Origin of the sequence: Sphingomonas sp. BE123 (genome assembly GCF_031456015.1) — a bacterium.
Lineage (GTDB): Bacteria > Pseudomonadota > Alphaproteobacteria > Sphingomonadales > Sphingomonadaceae > Sphingomonas.
This window is the reverse complement of the sequence record NZ_JAVDTW010000001.1, coordinates 1,549,393-1,565,545: the sequence shown is the minus strand read 5'-3', so window position 1 is coordinate 1,565,545 and position 16,153 is coordinate 1,549,393. Positions and strand designations below refer to the sequence as shown.

General features: G+C 67.7%; 12 protein-coding genes and 1 tRNA gene. 5 read left to right on the top strand and 8 right to left on the bottom strand.

From position 1 onward, the window contains the following. Positions 1 to 3 precede the first annotated feature (3 nt). Both J2Y54_RS07790 and J2Y54_RS07785 read right to left on the bottom strand, forming a co-directional pair. Positions 4 to 1,437, bottom strand: a complete 1,434-nt coding sequence (locus J2Y54_RS07790; protein WP_310038327.1) for an aldehyde dehydrogenase family protein — start codon at positions 1,435 to 1,437, stop codon at positions 4 to 6. A gap of 24 nt (positions 1,438 to 1,461) precedes the next feature. Continuing rightward, complete coding sequence (locus J2Y54_RS07785) at positions 1,462 to 2,601, bottom strand: fumarylacetoacetate hydrolase family protein (protein ID WP_310038325.1); 1,140 nt, start codon at positions 2,599 to 2,601, stop codon at positions 1,462 to 1,464. Positions 2,602 to 2,733: 132 nt separating this feature from the next. Between J2Y54_RS07785 and J2Y54_RS07780 the strand changes: the two genes are divergently transcribed. The 4 genes from J2Y54_RS07780 to J2Y54_RS07765 are packed head-to-tail and all read left to right on the top strand — an operon-like array spanning position 2,734 to position 9,423. Next, complete coding sequence (locus tag J2Y54_RS07780; protein ID WP_310038324.1) at positions 2,734 to 4,368, top strand: glycoside hydrolase family 43 protein; 1,635 nt, start codon at positions 2,734 to 2,736, stop codon at positions 4,366 to 4,368. Further along, positions 4,365 to 5,870, top strand: coding sequence for a tryptophan 7-halogenase (locus J2Y54_RS07775; protein ID WP_310038323.1), 1,506 nt, complete (start codon positions 4,365 to 4,367; stop codon positions 5,868 to 5,870). The genes J2Y54_RS07780 and J2Y54_RS07775 overlap by 4 nt, the downstream gene beginning before the upstream one ends. After that, positions 5,867 to 6,967 carry a hypothetical protein gene (locus J2Y54_RS07770; RefSeq protein WP_310038322.1) on the top strand — a complete coding sequence of 367 codons (1,101 nt, stop codon included), beginning with the start codon at positions 5,867 to 5,869 and terminating at the stop codon, positions 6,965 to 6,967. The genes J2Y54_RS07775 and J2Y54_RS07770 overlap by 4 nt, the downstream gene beginning before the upstream one ends. After that, positions 6,964 to 9,423 (top strand): glycoside hydrolase family 3 N-terminal domain-containing protein, encoded by a 2,460-nt coding sequence (locus J2Y54_RS07765; protein WP_310038320.1) that lies wholly within the window; start codon positions 6,964 to 6,966, stop codon positions 9,421 to 9,423. The genes J2Y54_RS07770 and J2Y54_RS07765 overlap by 4 nt, the downstream gene beginning before the upstream one ends. 50 nt (positions 9,424 to 9,473) lie before the next feature. On the opposite strand, the gene J2Y54_RS07760 is transcribed toward J2Y54_RS07765, so the two are convergent. The 6 genes from J2Y54_RS07760 to J2Y54_RS07735 all read right to left on the bottom strand — a co-directional run bounded on the left by J2Y54_RS07760 (position 9,474) and on the right by J2Y54_RS07735 (position 15,300). Further along, complete coding sequence (locus J2Y54_RS07760) at positions 9,474 to 10,961, bottom strand: tryptophan 7-halogenase (RefSeq protein ID WP_310038319.1); 1,488 nt, start codon at positions 10,959 to 10,961, stop codon at positions 9,474 to 9,476. Then, positions 10,958 to 11,731, bottom strand: a complete 774-nt coding sequence (locus J2Y54_RS07755; RefSeq protein ID WP_310038508.1) for an aldose 1-epimerase — start codon at positions 11,729 to 11,731, stop codon at positions 10,958 to 10,960. Before J2Y54_RS07755 ends, J2Y54_RS07760 begins: the two co-directional genes overlap by 4 nt. 53 nt (positions 11,732 to 11,784) lie before the next feature. After that, positions 11,785 to 12,951 carry a hypothetical protein gene (locus J2Y54_RS07750; protein ID WP_310038318.1) on the bottom strand — a complete coding sequence of 389 codons (1,167 nt, stop codon included), beginning with the start codon at positions 12,949 to 12,951 and terminating at the stop codon, positions 11,785 to 11,787. Beyond that, a complete protein-coding gene (locus J2Y54_RS07745) occupies positions 12,909 to 13,898 on the bottom strand; it encodes a glycoside hydrolase family 5 protein (protein ID WP_310038316.1) in 990 nt (329 codons plus the stop codon). The genes J2Y54_RS07750 and J2Y54_RS07745 overlap by 43 nt, the downstream gene beginning before the upstream one ends. A gap of 125 nt (positions 13,899 to 14,023) precedes the next feature. Further along, the gene (locus tag J2Y54_RS07740; RefSeq protein ID WP_310038313.1) at positions 14,024 to 15,184 is read right to left on the bottom strand and encodes an alpha-hydroxy-acid oxidizing protein; all 1,161 of its coding nucleotides are present in this window, start codon (positions 15,182 to 15,184) and stop codon (positions 14,024 to 14,026) included. Positions 15,185 to 15,223: 39 nt separating this feature from the next. Beyond that, positions 15,224 to 15,300 (bottom strand) — tRNA-Arg (locus J2Y54_RS07735). Positions 15,301 to 15,378: 78 nt separating this feature from the next. Between J2Y54_RS07735 and J2Y54_RS07730 the strand changes: the two genes are divergently transcribed. Continuing rightward, a complete protein-coding gene (locus tag J2Y54_RS07730) occupies positions 15,379 to 16,125 on the top strand; it encodes a queuosine precursor transporter (protein WP_310038312.1) in 747 nt (248 codons plus the stop codon). Positions 16,126 to 16,153: the final 28 nt, after the last annotated feature.

Genomic DNA, 16,153 nt, shown 5'->3' with positions numbered 1-16,153 from the left:
ACCTCAATCCCCCGAATAGACCGTTTTGACGGTCGTATAGAATTCGACCGCGGCGAAACCCTGTTCGCGCGCGCCATAGCTGGACTTGCGGGTGCCGCCGAACGGCACGTGGTAATCGACCCCGGCGGTCGGCAGGTTGACCATCACCATGCCGGCGCGAATGCGCTTGCGGAAATCGCGCGCATATTTGTGGCTGGTGGTGACGATGCCGGACGACAGGCCGAACTCGCCCTGGTTGGCGATTTCCAGGGCATGTTCGTAATCGCGGGCACGGACGGTCGAGACGACCGGGCCGAACACTTCCTCGCGATTGATCGTCATGTCGGGATCGGTGTCGGCGATCAGCGTCGGCGCCATGAAGAAGCCGGGGGTGTCGAGCGTGAGCGGATCCGGCCCACCGCTGGCGACGCGGCCGCCTTCCGCGATCGCCGTGCGGACATAGCGGAGATTCTGTTCGAACTGGCTCTCGCTCGATGCCGGGCCGACCTGGGTGTCGGCGGCAAGCGCCGGGCCGACCTTGAGCGCCCTGGCACGCTCGGCCAGCGCGGCGACGAACCGGTCATGGATCGCGTCCTCGACGATCACCCGGCTCGACGCGGTGCAGCGCTGTCCGGTCTGGAAGAACCCGCCATCGAGCGCGATCGCGACCGCCTTGTCGAGATCGGCATCGGCGAGCACGACCAGCGGATTCTTGCCGCCCATTTCGAGCTGCACCCGCGCCTGCCGCGTCATCGCGGCCATGCCGACCTTGGCGCCCACGCCCTGCGACCCGGTGAAGCTGATCGCGTCGACGTGCGGATGATCGACGATCGCCTGGCCGACGCCGCCCTGGCCGAGCACGAGGTTGAACACCCCGGCGGGTGCGCCGCACTCGTGGATGATGTCGGCCAGCGCGCTCGCCATCGCCGGCGTCACATTGGCGGGCTTCATCACCACGGTATTGCCGAACGCCAGCGCGGGGGCGGCTTTCCATGCAGGGATCGCGATCGGGAAATTCCACGGCGTGATCAGGCCGACAACGCCCACCGCCTCGCGATAGGTCGCGACGTCGAGGCCGGGCCGCGTCGATTCGAGCGTCAGTCCGTGGCGGCGCAGCGCTTCCCCGCCGAAATAGCGGAAGATGCGCGCGGCGCGCATCACTTCGCCCATGCCCTCGGCGCGGGTCTTGCCCTCTTCGCGCGCCAGCAATTCGCCCAGTTCGGCTGCCCGCGCCATGATCGTCGCGCCAACCTTGTCGAGCAGGTCGGCGCGCACTTCGGGCGACGCGGCGGCCCAGCCCGGCTGCGCGGCGCGTGCGGCCTGTACCGCCTGATCCACGATCCCGGCGTCACCCGCGGCAAAGGTGGCGACGATCTCGTCGGTATTGGACGGGTTGCGGCTCTCCAGCGGCGTATCGACCGCCAGGCGCTCGCCATTGATGAGGTGGGTCAGCTTCATGATGGGCATGTCCTGCTGTTCGGGTCAGATCCGGTCGACGAGACCGCGACGCGTCAGGTCGCGGACAAAGGCTGCGATGCCGACCTCCCAGGCCGGGGCATCGCGGGAGGTGGTGACGCGGTTGCGCAACGTGCCAAGCCGCGTGGACGAAATGGTGACGTTATCGCCAACCTTGTGCGTGAAGCCGCCGCCCGGCACGTCGCGATCCTGGGTCGGCGCGAACAGCGTGCCGAGGAACAGGACGAACCCGTCGGGATAGTGATGCTCGCTCATCGCCTGCGCCGCGATGTCGAGCGGGTCGCGGCTGATCTCGCTCATCCGGCTGGCACCGTCGAGGCGAAACCCGTCCTCCCCCTCGATCGTCAGCGCGACATCGGCGCTGCGGACGTCATCGATGGTAAAGCCCGTGTCGAACAGGCGGATGAACGGGCCGAGCGCGCAGGACGCGGTATTGTCCTTCGCCTTGCCCAGCAGCAGTGCCGAGCGCCCTTCGAAATCGCGCAGATTGACGTCGTTGCCCAGCATCGCACCGACCGCGTCGCCGCGGCTCGACAGCGCAAGCACGATCTCCGGCTCTGGATTGTTCCAGCTCGAATCCGATCGGACGCCGACGGCGGCGCCATGGCCGACCGCGGACAGCACCGGGGATTTGGTGAAGACCTCAGCATCCGGGCCGATGGCGACCTCCAGATATTGCGACCACATCCCGTCCTCGATCAACGCAGCCTTGAGCGCGGCGGCTTCGGGGGATCCGGGCACGACCGAGCGAATGCCGCTCCCAACCCGTTCCTCGAGCCGTCCGCGGATGGCCGCGGCCTGGCTGGCGTCACCCCGCGCCCGTTCCTCGATCACGCGTTCGATCGCCGACACGGCAAAGGTTACGCCGGCAGCCTTGATGCACTGAAGGTCGATCGGCGCGAGCAGGCACGCGCCTTCGGGAAGCTGCGGGGCGGCGGGATCGAGATCGGCAATGCGCCTGCCGTGATCCGGAGACAGAAGCCCGCGCTCGATCGCGCCCGAGACGGTTGCTGCGGCGGGGCTGAGGTCGAACAGCGCCCCGTCGGCGATCAGGATGGGCAGCGGACCATCGCCACAGTCGATCCGCCCGAGAAAGCGGCCCGTGGCCCAGTCTGCCGGCAGAATGTCCGTCAGCGCGATCGCCATAGCCCTTGCCTCTCCGCCATCATTGCTCTTGATAGCGCTAACATCATGCTCCTATGAAGGTGTCAAGCATCGGCCGGAAAAAACTCGGTGCAACATCGGAATTCCCGTAGAACGGCGGGGGAGAGGAATGAAATGAGGGCTTTGGCTGCCGTGTTGCCGCTGCTGCTTGCTGCGCCGTCTGTTGCGCAGCACGCGAGTGCGCGATTCGATTTCGTCGAATATGCCGCGGCGCCCGATGTTACGCCGCCGCCAGCGGGGCAATTTGCCAATCCGGTGCTGCCCGGGTTCCGCCCCGACCCGTCGATCGTGAAGGTGGGGCAGGACTTCTACCTCGTCACCTCGACCTTTGCGTGGTTCCCCGGGATCCCGGTCTATCACAGCCGCGATCTCGTCAATTGGCGGCAGATCGGCAACGCGATCGACCGTCCGGAGATGCTCGATTTCAGCGGACTGGCGCTGGATCGCGGCGTATTCGCGCCGACGATCGAGTATCACAACGGCACCTACTACATCCTCAACACCTGTGTTGGCTGCCGCGACAATTTTCTGCTGACGGCGAAGGATCCGGCGGGGCCGTGGAGCGGGCCGCACTGGCTCAGCTTCGGGGGGATCGATCCGTCGATCTATTTCGAGGATGGCCGCGCCTGGATCGTCAACAACGATGCGCCGCCGGGGCCGGCGGAATATGATGGCCACCGCGCGCTGTGGCTGCAGGAAATCGACCTCGCGACCTACACGATGAAGGGGCCGCGCCATTTGCTGGTCGACAAGGGCGTCGATCCGTCGACCAAGCCGATCTGGGCCGAGGGGCCGCACATCTACAAGGTCGATGGCCGGTATTACCTCTCGGCGGCAGAAGGCGGCACGGCCGACCAGCATGCGCAGACCATCTATCGCTCGCGCAGCCTGACCGGCCCGTACACGCCCGGCCCGATCAACCCGATCCTGACGCAGCGTGACCTGCCCGAAGATCGCCCGAACCCGGTCCAGGCGACCGGACACGCCGATTTCGTGAAGCTGGACGATGGCAGCTGGTGGGCGGTGTTCCTCGCCACCCGTCCGTTCCGGGGGCAGGAGACGCTGCTGGGTCGCGAAACCTTCCTGCTGCCGGTGACGTGGAAAGATGGCTGGCCGCTGATCCTGCCCGCGCGCACGCCGCTGCCCGCCAGCGTGGCGCGCCCGAACTTGCCAGCGTCGCCCGGCGAAGCGCGCGACTGGCGCGAAGAGTTCGACGCCCCGAACCTCGCCCCGGACTGGCTGATGCTGCGCACGCCCAAGGGAGCGCCGTGGTGGCGGATCGCCGACGGCGCGCTGACGCTCGACGCGCGGCCGGTCGCGGCGGGCGCGCTCGCCCAGCCCAGCTATATCGGCAAACGGATGCAGCATCGCAAAGCCGGCTGGACCACGCGTGTGTCCTTCGATCCGAAAGATGCGTCGCAGCGCGCCGGGCTGCTTGCCGTTGCCAACGAACATCATCTGATGTTCGCCGGGATCGAAGGCGACAAGCTCGTGGTGCGCCGCCGGATTTCGAAGGACGAGCCTGACAATGGCGTGGTGATCGCATCGGTCCCGCGCGGCGGCGCGACCGATGTCGAGCTGAAGCTGAGCTTCGACGCCGGCGTGGCGCAGGCGCAGTGGCGCCCGGTCGGCGACCCGGCATGGCGCAGCATCGCGCGGGACATCGACGTCTCGCGCCTCGCCACCATCCATGCCGGGCTGTTCATGGGGCTGGTGGTCGGCCCGCATGCCGCGTCGGGAACGCTATGACCGATCCGGTGCGCGTGGTCATCGTCGGGGGCGGAACCGCGGGGTGGATGGCTGCATCCGCGCTCGCGCGCTTCCTGCCCGGCGTGGCGGACGTGCGCCTGATCGAATCCGAAGACATCGGCATCGTCGGGGTGGGAGAGGCGACGCTGCCGCACCTGCGCGCCTTTCTCCAGCGGCTCGGCATTCCCGAAGCGGAGATGATGCGCGCGACCAACGCCACCTACAAACTCGGAATCGACTTTCGCGATTTCGGCAGGATCGGTGACCGCTACATCCACCCGTTCGGCGCCTATGGCGTCGATCTCGCGGGAGTGGGGTTCCATCATTACTGGCTGCGCGCGAGTGCCGAAGGGCGCGCGCGCGGAATCGAGGACTATTCGCTCCCGATCGTCGCCGCCCGCGCCAACCGCTTCGCGCTTCCGCCGACTGACGGCGATTTCCTGTCGACCAGCTATGGCTGGGCGTACCAGTTCGATGCGACCAAGCTCGCGCCGATGCTGCGCGGCTATTCGGAGGCGCGCGGCGTCACGCGGACCGAGGGTCGCGTCACCGGGGTCGCGCGCGATGGCGAAAGCGGCAACGTTACCGAACTGGTGCTGGAGAGCGGCGAGCGCGTCGCGGGCGACCTGTTCATCGATTGCTCGGGCTTTCGCGCGCTGCTGATCGGCGGGGCGATGGATGCGGCGTGGGAGGACTGGTCGCACTGGCTGCCCTGCGACCGCGCCGCCGCGCTGCCCGCGACGTCGCCCGAGGGGCCGATCGAGCCGTATACGCGTGCCACCGCGATGGGTGCCGGCTGGCGCTGGCGCATCCCGCTCCAGCACCGCGTCGGCAATGGCTATGTCTTTTCGAGCAACTTCCTGTCGGAGGATGCGGCGTGCGACGCGATCCTCGGCGCGGTCGATGGGACTCCAATTGCCGACCCCCGCATCCTGCGCTTCCGTGCCGGGCGGCGGCGCGAAAGCTGGGTCGGCAATGTCGTCAGCATCGGCCTCGCCAGCGGGTTCCTCGAACCGCTCGAATCGACCAGCATCCATCTGGCGCAAACGGCGGTGATGCGGCTGATCGAGCTGTTTCCGGAGCGCCAGATCGACCCCGCCGACCGCGCTGCGTTCAACGCGACGGTCGATTACGAATATGACCGGGTCCGTGACTTCCTGATCCTGCACTATCACGCGACGACCCGCGACGATTCGGAGTTCTGGAACCATGTCCGCACGATGGCGCTGCCGGACAGCCTGGCCGGCAAGCTGGAGCTGTGGCGGGACGCCGGACGGATCGAAACCTATGGCGAGGGCCTGTTCCTCGAACCCAGCTGGGTCGCGGTGTATCTGGGGCAGGGGATGATGCCGCAGCGCTATGATCCGCGCGCCGACAACCCCGCACCCGCCGCGCTCAAGCGTGCGCTTGACGATATTGCCGACACGATCCGCAGCCGGGTTGCTGCGATGCCCGACCACGAGGCGGCACTGCGCGCACAAGGCGCATGGGGGGCAGCATGAGCGGCCCGGCGAGCGTCGCGGTGCTGGGCAGCGGCGTGGTCGCGCTGTCCGCCGCCATTGCCTTTCGCCGCGCGCTGCCTGCCGCGCGGGTCATTCTGGTCGAGCGCCCGGGCGATCCGCGTTCGCTGCTCGACCGCATCGGTGCCGCGACGCTCGCGATCGATGGCTTTCACCGCGCGATCGGCCTTGATCGGGAACTCTTCACCCGCCGCACCGGCGCGGTCGCGATTCACCGCGTCACGCTGAACGGGGAACCGCTCGGTGCGCCCGGCGCGATCCCGCATGTCGAGGGTGTCGCGCTCCACCAGCTGTGGCTGCGCAATCTTGCCGAGCGCCCTGACAGCACGCCGCGCTGGGCTGCGCTCACCACGCCCGGCGCTGAGCCGTTCGGCGTACGGTTCGACATGCCCGCTTACGCTGCGCTGCTCGCCGAAATGGCCGCAGCACTCGGCATCGCACGCGGCGCGGCGGAAGATGCCGACCTGCTGCTCGATTGCACCGTGCCGGGCGCTGACTGGGTGAGCGAGCCGTTGCCAAGCCTCATCGCCGAGCCGACCGCGCCGGGCGGTGCCGAGGGCGAGACGCTGGTGATCCGTGATGGCGGCGTTGACTGGCAGGCACCGCCCTGGGGCTGGCAGCTGACGCGCGGGGCGGGGCTGCCGCCCGGTCGCCATCCAGAGCCTCGCAGCGGCCGCACCATCGCTTTGGGCGAAGCGGCGCTTGTCGCGGAAAGTTTCGATGGCCATGCGCTGTCCGCTGCCCATGCCGATATCCTGCGCGCGATCGCGCTCATGCCGCATGTCGAGCCGAGCGCGCGCGAGGCGTCGGAATATAACCGCCGCACAGGCATTGCGCATCGGCGCGTGCTCGACTGGGCGTGTGTGCGGTGGAGCGCGTCGCCGAGCGACGATCTCGCCGACTTGCGCGCGGGGTTTGCCGCGCGCGGGCGCATCCCCTATCGCGACGGCGATCCCGTTACCCCGGGCGAATGGGTAGGCTGGTGGCTTGCAACCGGGGTCCGTCCCGCGCGCATCGATCCGACCGCCCGTGCCCTTCCGACAGACCAGTTGATCCGCATCGTGGAGAACAATCGATGAAACGCTTGACCCTTCTGGCGCTCGGCGCCGTCCTTGCCGCGCCGCTCGCCGCGCAGGAGAGCAAGGTCAATCCCGAGATCTGGCCGAGCCCGGCCTGGCCGCAGCAGACGGACAACGCTGTCGAAGCGAAGATCAAGGCGCTGATCGCGCGGATGAGCGTCGAGGAAAAGGTCGGCCAGATCGTTCAGGCCGATATCGCCAGCGTCACCCCGGCGGATGTGCGCACCTATCATCTCGGCTCAGTCCTGAATGGCGGCAGCAGCGGCCCCTATGGCGACGATTTCGCCGCCGCGCCCAAATGGCTGCAACTCGCCGACGAATTCTACGAAGCGTCGGTCGACAAGAGCGGCGGGCGGGTCGGTGTGCCGATCATCTGGGGCACCGACGCGGTGCACGGCCACAGCAACATCATCGGTGCGACGCTGTTCCCGCACAATATCGGCCTCGGCGCGATGCGCGACCCCGATCTGATCGAAAAGATCGCGCAGGCGACGGCGCTGGAAATCCGCGCGACCGGTCAGGAATGGACCTTCGCGCCGACGGTCACCGTCCCGCGCGATTTCCGCTGGGGCCGCGCCTATGAGGGCTATTCGTCCGATCCGCAGCTGGTTGCGTCCTATGTCGAGCGGATGGTGCGGGGCCTTCAGGGGCCGGGCAGCGGCACCAACCTGCTGTCCGGTCCTTATGTGATCGCTTCGACCAAGCATTTCCTCGCCGATGGCGGCACGCATGATGGGCGCGATCAGGGCGATGCGCGGATCAGCGAGACCGAGCTGCGCGACATCCACGGCGCCCCCTATGTCCCCGCGATCGAACAGGGGGTGGCGACGGTGATGGTCAGCTTCTCCAGCTGGAACGGCACCAAGATGACCGGGCACAAGGGGCTGCTGACCGATGTGCTCAAGCGCCGCATGAATTTCGGCGGCTTCCTCGTCTCGGACTGGAATGCCCACGGCCAGATCGAAGGCTGCACCAACGCCTCCTGCCCCAAGGCGGTCAATGCCGGGCTCGACATGTATATGGCGCCCGACAGCTGGAAGCCGCTGTGGAACGCGCTGGTAGCGCAGGTGAAGTCGGGCGAAGTGCCGATGGCGCGGCTCGACGATGCGGTCGCACGCATCCTGCGCGTCAAGATGCGGCTGGGGCTGTTCGAGGCGGGCAAGCCGTCGACGCGCAAATATTCGGGCGACTGGTCGCTGCTCGGCCATGCCGATCACCGCGCGGTGGCGCGGGACGCGGTGCGCAAATCGCTGGTGCTGCTCAAGAACAACGGCGCGCTCCTGCCGGTCAAGGCGGGCGCGCATGTGCTGGTTGCGGGCGATGCGGCGGACGATATCGGCCGTCAGTCGGGCGGCTGGACGCTGACCTGGCAGGGTACCGGGGTCAAGAACGACCAGTTCCCCGGCGCGACCTCGATCTGGAAGGGGCTGCAGGACGCGGTCACCGCGACCGGGGGCAGCGCCGAGCTGGCGACGGACGGCACGTTCGCGAAGAAGCCCGATGTCGCAATCGTCGTGTTCGGCGAAACGCCCTATGCCGAGTTCCAGGGCGACCTCAAGACGCTCCAGCTGCGCCCCGAACTGCGCAAGCCCTATGAGACGATGAAGGCGCTCAAGGCGCAGGGGATTCCGGTGGTCGCGGTGATGGTTACCGGTCGCCCGTTGTTCATGAATCCGGAGCTCAACATCGCCGACGCGTTCGTCGTCGCGTGGCTGCCCGGATCGGAAGGCGCAGGAATCGCCGACCTGCTGGTCCAGCGCAAGGATCGCCGCGCGCCCTACGACTTTACCGGCAAGCTGCCCGTCGCCTGGCCCGCCACCGCGCGCGCCGACGGGCCGACATTGTTCCCGTTCGGCTATGGCCTGACGCTGGCGGGCGGAGCGCGCGCGTGGAAGCCGTTGTCGGAGGATAGCGAGGTGCCGGCCGAAGACGCGGGCAATGTCTATTTCGCAGGCGGCGTGCCGGCGGCGTCGTGGTCGCTGCTGGTCTATGGCGATCCGGCGGATTCGACTCGCATCACCACCGTACCCGCGGTCGCGGCGAGCGGGCGGGTCCGGGTGACCGCCGTCGATCATGTCGTGCAGGAAGGCGCGCGCCGCTTCGCGATCGCCTCGGGCAATGCCGATGTCGCGCTGGCGACCCAGGCACCGCTCGAATTGACACGGGAAACCAATGGCGACGTCATGCTGGTCGCCACGCTGCGGCTCGATACCAAGCCTGCCGGTCCATTGAGCTTCCGTATCGGCACAGCGACCGTGCGCGCGACCGCGCTGGAGACTGCGACCCCTGGCGCGTGGGTCAGCTATGGTGTCCCGCTCAAATGCTTCGCCGCCGGCGGCGCCAATCTGGCGCGGGTCGAGGCACCGTTCATGCTGCGCAGCGAAGGGGCGGTGACCTACAGCCTTTCGCGCGTCGCGCTCGGCACTGCGGCGGACAAGGTGGTGGCCTGCCCTTGACGCGTGTGATCGTCACCCCGGCCGTCAGCCGGGGTGACGTCCAGCCTGACCTAACGCAGCATCGCCGCGATCTGATCGGCATGGCTGGGGAGCTTCCCCGCCACATCGGCATAGGTCGCGGCGATCTGGCGCATCGCGGCGGTCACGCGCGCATCGTCCATCGAATCGACCAGCGGGTCATGGCCCTCGGGCACCATCCACTGGCCCAGCAGCACCGCGACCCAGCTCGGCACGCCGAACAGGTCATGGTCATAGCGGCGGATCCGCCCGCGCTCGCGCCACAGTTCCAGCTTGGCGGCCAGGCTGTCCGGCACGGTCATCGCGCTGACATGGCGCCATAGTTCGCCGTCGCGCCGCGCTGTCGCCTTGTAATGCAGCACAATGAAATCGCGCACATATTCATAGGCTTCGTGCATCAGCCGATTATATTCGGCGCGCCCCGCCACCCCCATGGCGCGGTCGGGGAACAGCCACATCAGCTTCGAAATACCGGTCTGAATCAGGTGGATGCTGGTCGATTCGAGCGGCTCGATGAACCCCGCCGAGAGCCCCAGCGCGACGACATTGCCGACCCATTGCTGCTCCCGCACCCCGGCGGTGAACGACAGGCCGCGCGGTTCGGCGGTTGCGGGCGCGTCAAGGTTCGCCAGCAACGTCTCACGCGCCGCCTCCTCGCTCGCGAACGCACTGGCATAGACGATACCGTTGCCGGTGCGATGCTGCAGCGGGATGCGCCACTGCCAGCCGAATTCATGCGCGGTCGATCGCGTCAGCGGGGTCAGCGGATCGACGCGCTCGCACGGCACCGCCATCGCGCGATCGCACGGCAGCCAATGCGACCAGTCGCGATAGCCGACCCCCAATGCATCGCCGAGCAGCAGGCTGCGAAAGCCCGAACAGTCGATGAAGAAGTCGCCCGCAATGCGGCGTCCGTCGTCGAGCAGCACGGCGGCGACATGGCCGCTTGCCGCATCGCGCTCAACCGACGCGATCTTGCCCTCGACCCGCGCCACGCCCCCGGCTTTGGCACGGCGGCGCAGGAACGCGGCGTAGAGGCCAGCGTCGAAATGATAGGCATAGGCCATCCCACCCAGTGGCGAGCGCGGGTCGGCGGCGGGATGCGCAAAGCGGTCGCGGCGCGCCGCCTGTGCTGCAATCCAGTAATCCTCGAGTGCGCCGATGCGGTGCTTCAGCCAATATTGGTGAAAGGCGATGCCCTCGAAATCATGCCCCAGTTCGCCGAACGGGTGCAGGTAGCGGTCGCCGACCTGCCCCCAATTGACGAATTCGATACCGAGCTTGATCGTCGCGCCGGTCTCACGGACAAAGTCGCGCTCGTCGATGCCCAGCCGGTGGTTGAACGCGCGGATCGGCGGGATCGTCGCCTCGCCGACGCCGACCGTGCCGATCGCGTCGGATTCGACCAGGGTGATGGTGCGCTGGCCGTCGCTCAGGAACCGTGCGGCCGCTGCCGCGGCCATCCATCCGGCGGTCCCGCCGCCGACGATGACGATGCTGGACACGGGCGGGGCGGTCATGCGCCGACGTTAGCAGGTTGCGCGATCAGGCGCATCGTCGCGCGATGACTGGCGCCGGGCGCCACAATGACGCTCAGCCCGTTCGGCAGATGCGCCACCGGCTCGAAACAGAAATGCGGTGCGCCGGCCGGGGTATAGACCACCGCATGATCGACATCGGAGTCGATCCGCAACGCGGCGTCCGGCCAGGCAATCGTGGCGGCGCCGTCCCACCCCGAAAAGGCGCAGTCGAGCGCGCGTTCGGCCACCGCGAAATCGACATCCCGGTCGGCGATCTCGACCGGATCGCCGGGCAGCATCCGCGCATCGGGCGGCCAGCGCCGCTCTGCAGCAAAGCGCAACCGCGCGCCCGCCGCCGGGAAATAGGGATGGTGCCCACAGGCGAGCGGCGCGTCGAACGCCTCGAGATTGCACGCTGTCAGCGTGACCGTCAGCGTGTCGGGGGTCAGCTCGACAATCTGCTCGGCCGCAAAGGCGAACGGCCAGCGCGCGTCGCCGCGATGGTCGAGCGTCAGCACGGCGCGCTGGTCGCCCGCCTCCCGCACCGACCAGATCGACGTCCAGCCAATGCCATGGATCGCATGCGGCTCGGGCGCGAAGTTCCGCGTGATCGCATGGGACTGTCCCGCCCAGTCGAACCGCGCATCGGCGATCCGGTTGGAAAAGGGCACCAGCGGAAAGCTCGCCATGCCCAGCGGGTCGCGCGCTGCCAGCGCCTCCGGCGATGCCGTGCGCAGCATCGGCCGACCGCCGATGCTCCACGCGCTCAGCGCGCCGCCCAGCGCCGGGGCGACCGCCGCCCGCGCTGCTCCTGCGGTCAGGATCAGTTGCTCGACGATGTCAGCACCGCTTCTTCGCGAATGACATAGACCGGGCCGATCTCGATCTCCTGCTGCGCGGCGCCGGTATGGATCGACAGCTGGCCGCCGCCCTTGGCGATGTCCATCGGGGCTTGCGTGCGGAACTGGTAGAGCCGCCAGTTCGGCCCGACCTGCACCGGCTTGTCGAGGAACCCGTCATAGGGCGCGACATTTTTCTGGATGCGCACCGACAGCATCCCCTGGCCGTCGGGTGTCGCCGCCGAGAGTGTCCGCGCCAGCACCGCCACCAGCAGGACATCGCCCTCCTTGATCTCTTCGTTCAGTGCCACGCTCGCGCCCGAGGCATAGGGGGCGGCTCCGGCATTGGCGACGCTGAACAGCGTGCCGACGCGGCCATAGACATTGGTCACCGTCGCCTTGGTCGTCTGCCCCGCGCCGTAAAAGCCCCAGTCGCGATTGGCCGGATCGTTGAGCATCCGGCCCTTGTCCTTGAGCTGCGGCGGCAGCTCGGGATCGGGGGCGGCGGCGGTCTCCACACGCTTGGTGGTGCGGATGCTGGTCGCGCCCTCGACCACGATCACCTGGCCGATCTCGATCACCTGCTTGGCCCCGGCGAGTTGCAGCCCGACCACCGCCTGTCCGGTCGGCAGCGCCTTGTCCGACCGCGCGGTGACTTCGTACAGCGCCCATTCGCTCCCGATGTCGAGCACCGTGTCGCCAAAGCCGGCATAGGGCGCGGCATTCTGTTGGAAGCGCACGCCGATCCTGCCCTTGCCGCCGGGGGCCTCGGACTTCACCGTCCGGGCATAGAAGGCGACCGTCACGTCGCGCCCGACCGCGATCCCGCGCCGGATCGGCACGTTGGCGCCGCTGTCATAGATATTGGCGCCGGCGCGCGGCACCTCGACCCGCACGGCGGCACCGCCGCCCGGGATCGACGGGTCCTGCACATTCCGGGTCTTTTGCTCGGCGCCGTAAAAGCTCCAGTCCATCCGTGACGGATCGTTGATCAGCGTTCCGGGCAGCGCATCGTCCAGCGCCTGCAGCTCGGCCGTCGGCTGGTCCTGTGCCACCACGGCGGCGGGAGCGAGTGCGGTGAGCGCCGCCGCCGCGATCAGCACCCGCTTCATTCCGGCAGCCCCATCGCGCCGCGCAGACCGGGAAGCCATTGCTTCTTCTCCTTGTCGTAGAAAGGAAAGGTGTTGCTGTACGCCCAACTGCACATGCCGATATCCATCGGTCCGAACGCGGCGGTGACCGCGCGGTGATAAGCGACGCGCTGGTCCAGGCTGGTCGTGGTATGCGCGCCGGTCTCGCCCATGAACGGCGTCTTGCCGGTGCGCGCGATATAGGCGCGGATCTTCTCGACGTCGCGCTTCAGGCGCAGCACATCCTCGGCGGTGCCATAGGTGCGCCCCAGCTTCGGAGCCGGGTTGACCCAGCTCGCGCCCTGATGCGTGAAGTCGAACGGCTCGTAGTAATGGAAGGTCGGGACGATATGCGGGTCCTCGGGCAGCGGCAGCGTCGCCAGGCTGTCGATCCCGCTCCAGAACTCGCCGCCGACGATGACCGGGCGATCGGGGTTGGTCTCGCGGATCGCCTTCAGCGCTGGGGTGATCACCGCGATCAGATTCTTGTTATCGAACTTTTCATGCGGCTCATTCTCGACCTCGAACCAGACATGCTCGCGCGGCATGTCGGCAAAGCGCGCAGCGATCTGCCGCCACATCGCCGCCAGCTGCGGCGCGCTGCCCAGCGGATCCTTGTGGATCGCCTCGAAATGATGGCTGTTGAGGATGACGTTCAGCCCGGCCGCGCGCGCCTGTTCGACGGCGGTGCGGATGCGCTTCATATAGGCTTCGTCGATCCTGAACTCTGGCCCCGGGCCGGCATGCGTGTCCCAGCGGACCGGCAGCCGCACCGTCTTGAACCCGGCCTTGGCGATGATCGCCATATCGTCATCGGCGAGCGGCTTCCCGCCCCAGGCGGATTCGGCCGGTGGCTCGAACGTGTTGCCGATATTGATGCAGATGCCGACCGGCAGTTTGTCGGTGCGCGCGGGCGCCGCCTGCGGGGCGCCAGCAAGCAAAGCAGCAAGCGCCAGTGAGCCGATCATGCGCGTCCCTCCTAGTCGTTCCAGCCACTCGCGGGCCGGCACCGACTCGATTGGTAGCGCTATCAGACAACGCTGGTCAATCGGGGTTTTTGGTGCCTCCGTTCAGCGTAACGGGACCAAACCCATCAAAGGCGCACGGCACCCGCTGCGCGCAGCGCCGCAATGCTGGGGAAACCGTCGACCGCCATCAGCAGATCGGCCTCGGCCAAGATCGATCGCAGCACATGCGCCGCCCCCTCCGCACCACCGAGCGCCAGGCCATAGCAATAGGGACGTCCCACGCCGACGGCGGTCGCGCCGAGCGCCAGCGCCTTGGCAACATCGCTGCCCGACCGGATGCCGGAGTCGAACAGCACCGGCACATTGCCCGCCGCCGCGACGACATCGGGCAACAGGTCGATCGCGGCAATCCCGCCATTGGCCTGGCGCCCGCCATGGTTGGAGCAATAAATGCCGTCGGCCCCTTCATCGATTGCGCGGCGCGCGTCGTCGGGGTGACAGATGCCTTTGAGGATGATCGGCAATTTGGTCAGCGAGCGCAGCCACGGCATGTCGGCCCAGGTCAGCACCCGCCCGAACGTCGCGGCCCAGGTCATCACCGCTGCGCGCGGGTCCTCCGCCACGGGCTTGGCGAGCATCTGCTGAAAACGCGGGTCGGACCAGTAGTTGGACAGGACATGGCCGCGCAGCTGCGGGAAGTTCGCGGTGTTGAGGTCGCGCGGCCGCCATCCGGTGACCCAGGTGTCGAGCGTCACGACGATCGCCTTGTACCCCGCCACCTCGGCGCGGCTGACCAGGCTCGCGGCGAGTTCGGGGTCCTTGGGCGTGTAGAGCTGAAACATCCCCGGCGTGTCGCCCATCGCGGCGGCGACGTCCTCCAGCGGATCGTTGGTCAGCGTGGAGACGGTGAGCGGCACCCCGGTCATCGCGGCGGCGCGTGCCGCCGCGATGTCGCCATGCCCGTCCTGCGTGCACATCCCCGCAACCCCGACCGGGGCCATGAACAGCGGGGAGGGGAGCTTCATCCCGAACAGATCGACCGACAGGTCGCGGACCGAACAATCGACCATCATCCGCGGCACGATGCCCCAATGGCGAAACGCATCGGCATTGGCGCGCTGCGTGTGCTCGTCGCCGCAGCCGCCCTGGACATAGGACAGCAGCGACGGCGCCATCGCCGCTTCGGCCCGCGTCTCAAGGGTTGCGAAATCGACCGGGATCGTCGGCAGCACGCCCTGCAGCCCCGCGCCATAGATCGCATGCTGATAGTCGCCGAACTGCGGCATCGCGTCCCCTCCCGATCCTTCCGCTTTGCGCGGAATGGTTGGCGCGCCCGGCAGGATTCGAACCTGCGGCCCCAAGCTTAGAAGGCTCGTGCTCTATCCAACTGAGCTACGGGCGCGCGTAGCGGCTCAGTTAGCGCGGATTGCGCGGGCCGCAAACCGCGATCATAGTCCACGCCAGCAATCGGGGGAATGCGATGAGCGACGGGGCAGGACCGGCACGGATCAACGCGGCGCAGGTCGCGGGCGGGCATTTCCGCTATTATGATTATGTGATGGCGGCGTTCGTCGCGATCCTGCTGCTGTCCAATGTGCTCGGCGCGGGCAAGGTCGCTCAGATCTGGATCCCCTTCTGGGAAGTCTGGTGGCCGTTCGGCGCGGGCATCCTGTTCTTCCCGATTTCCTACATTATCGGCGACGTGCTGACCGAGGTTTATGGCTATGCGCGCGCACGCCGCGTGATCTGGGCCGGTTTCGTCGCGACCCTGTTCATGGCGTTCATGTCATGGGTGGTCGTCGCGCTGCCGCCCGCGCCCGACTGGACCAATCAGCCGGCCTATGAGGCAATCTTCGGTCAGGTGCCGCGCATTGTGCTGGCCTCAGTCGTCGCCTTCTGGGCGGGCGAGTTCGTCAATTCCTTCGTGCTCGCCAAGATGAAGATCTGGACCCGGGGCAAGCACCTATGGGCACGCACGATCGGGTCGACCTTTGTCGGGCAGGGGGTGGACAGCCTGATCTTCTACCCGCTCGCCTTCTGGGGCGCGGCTGGCTGGACCAACGATCTGGTGCTCAAGGTGCTGGTGACGCAATGGGTGCTGAAGGTCAGCTGGGAAGTGATCCTGACCCCCGTGACCTATGCCGTAGTCGGTTTCCTGAAACGGCGTGAGGGCGTCGACATTTTCGACGAGGGAACCGATTTCACGCCATTCCGCACCCGGGTTTGATCGACCGCAAAGCGGCCGCCGGGCGAAG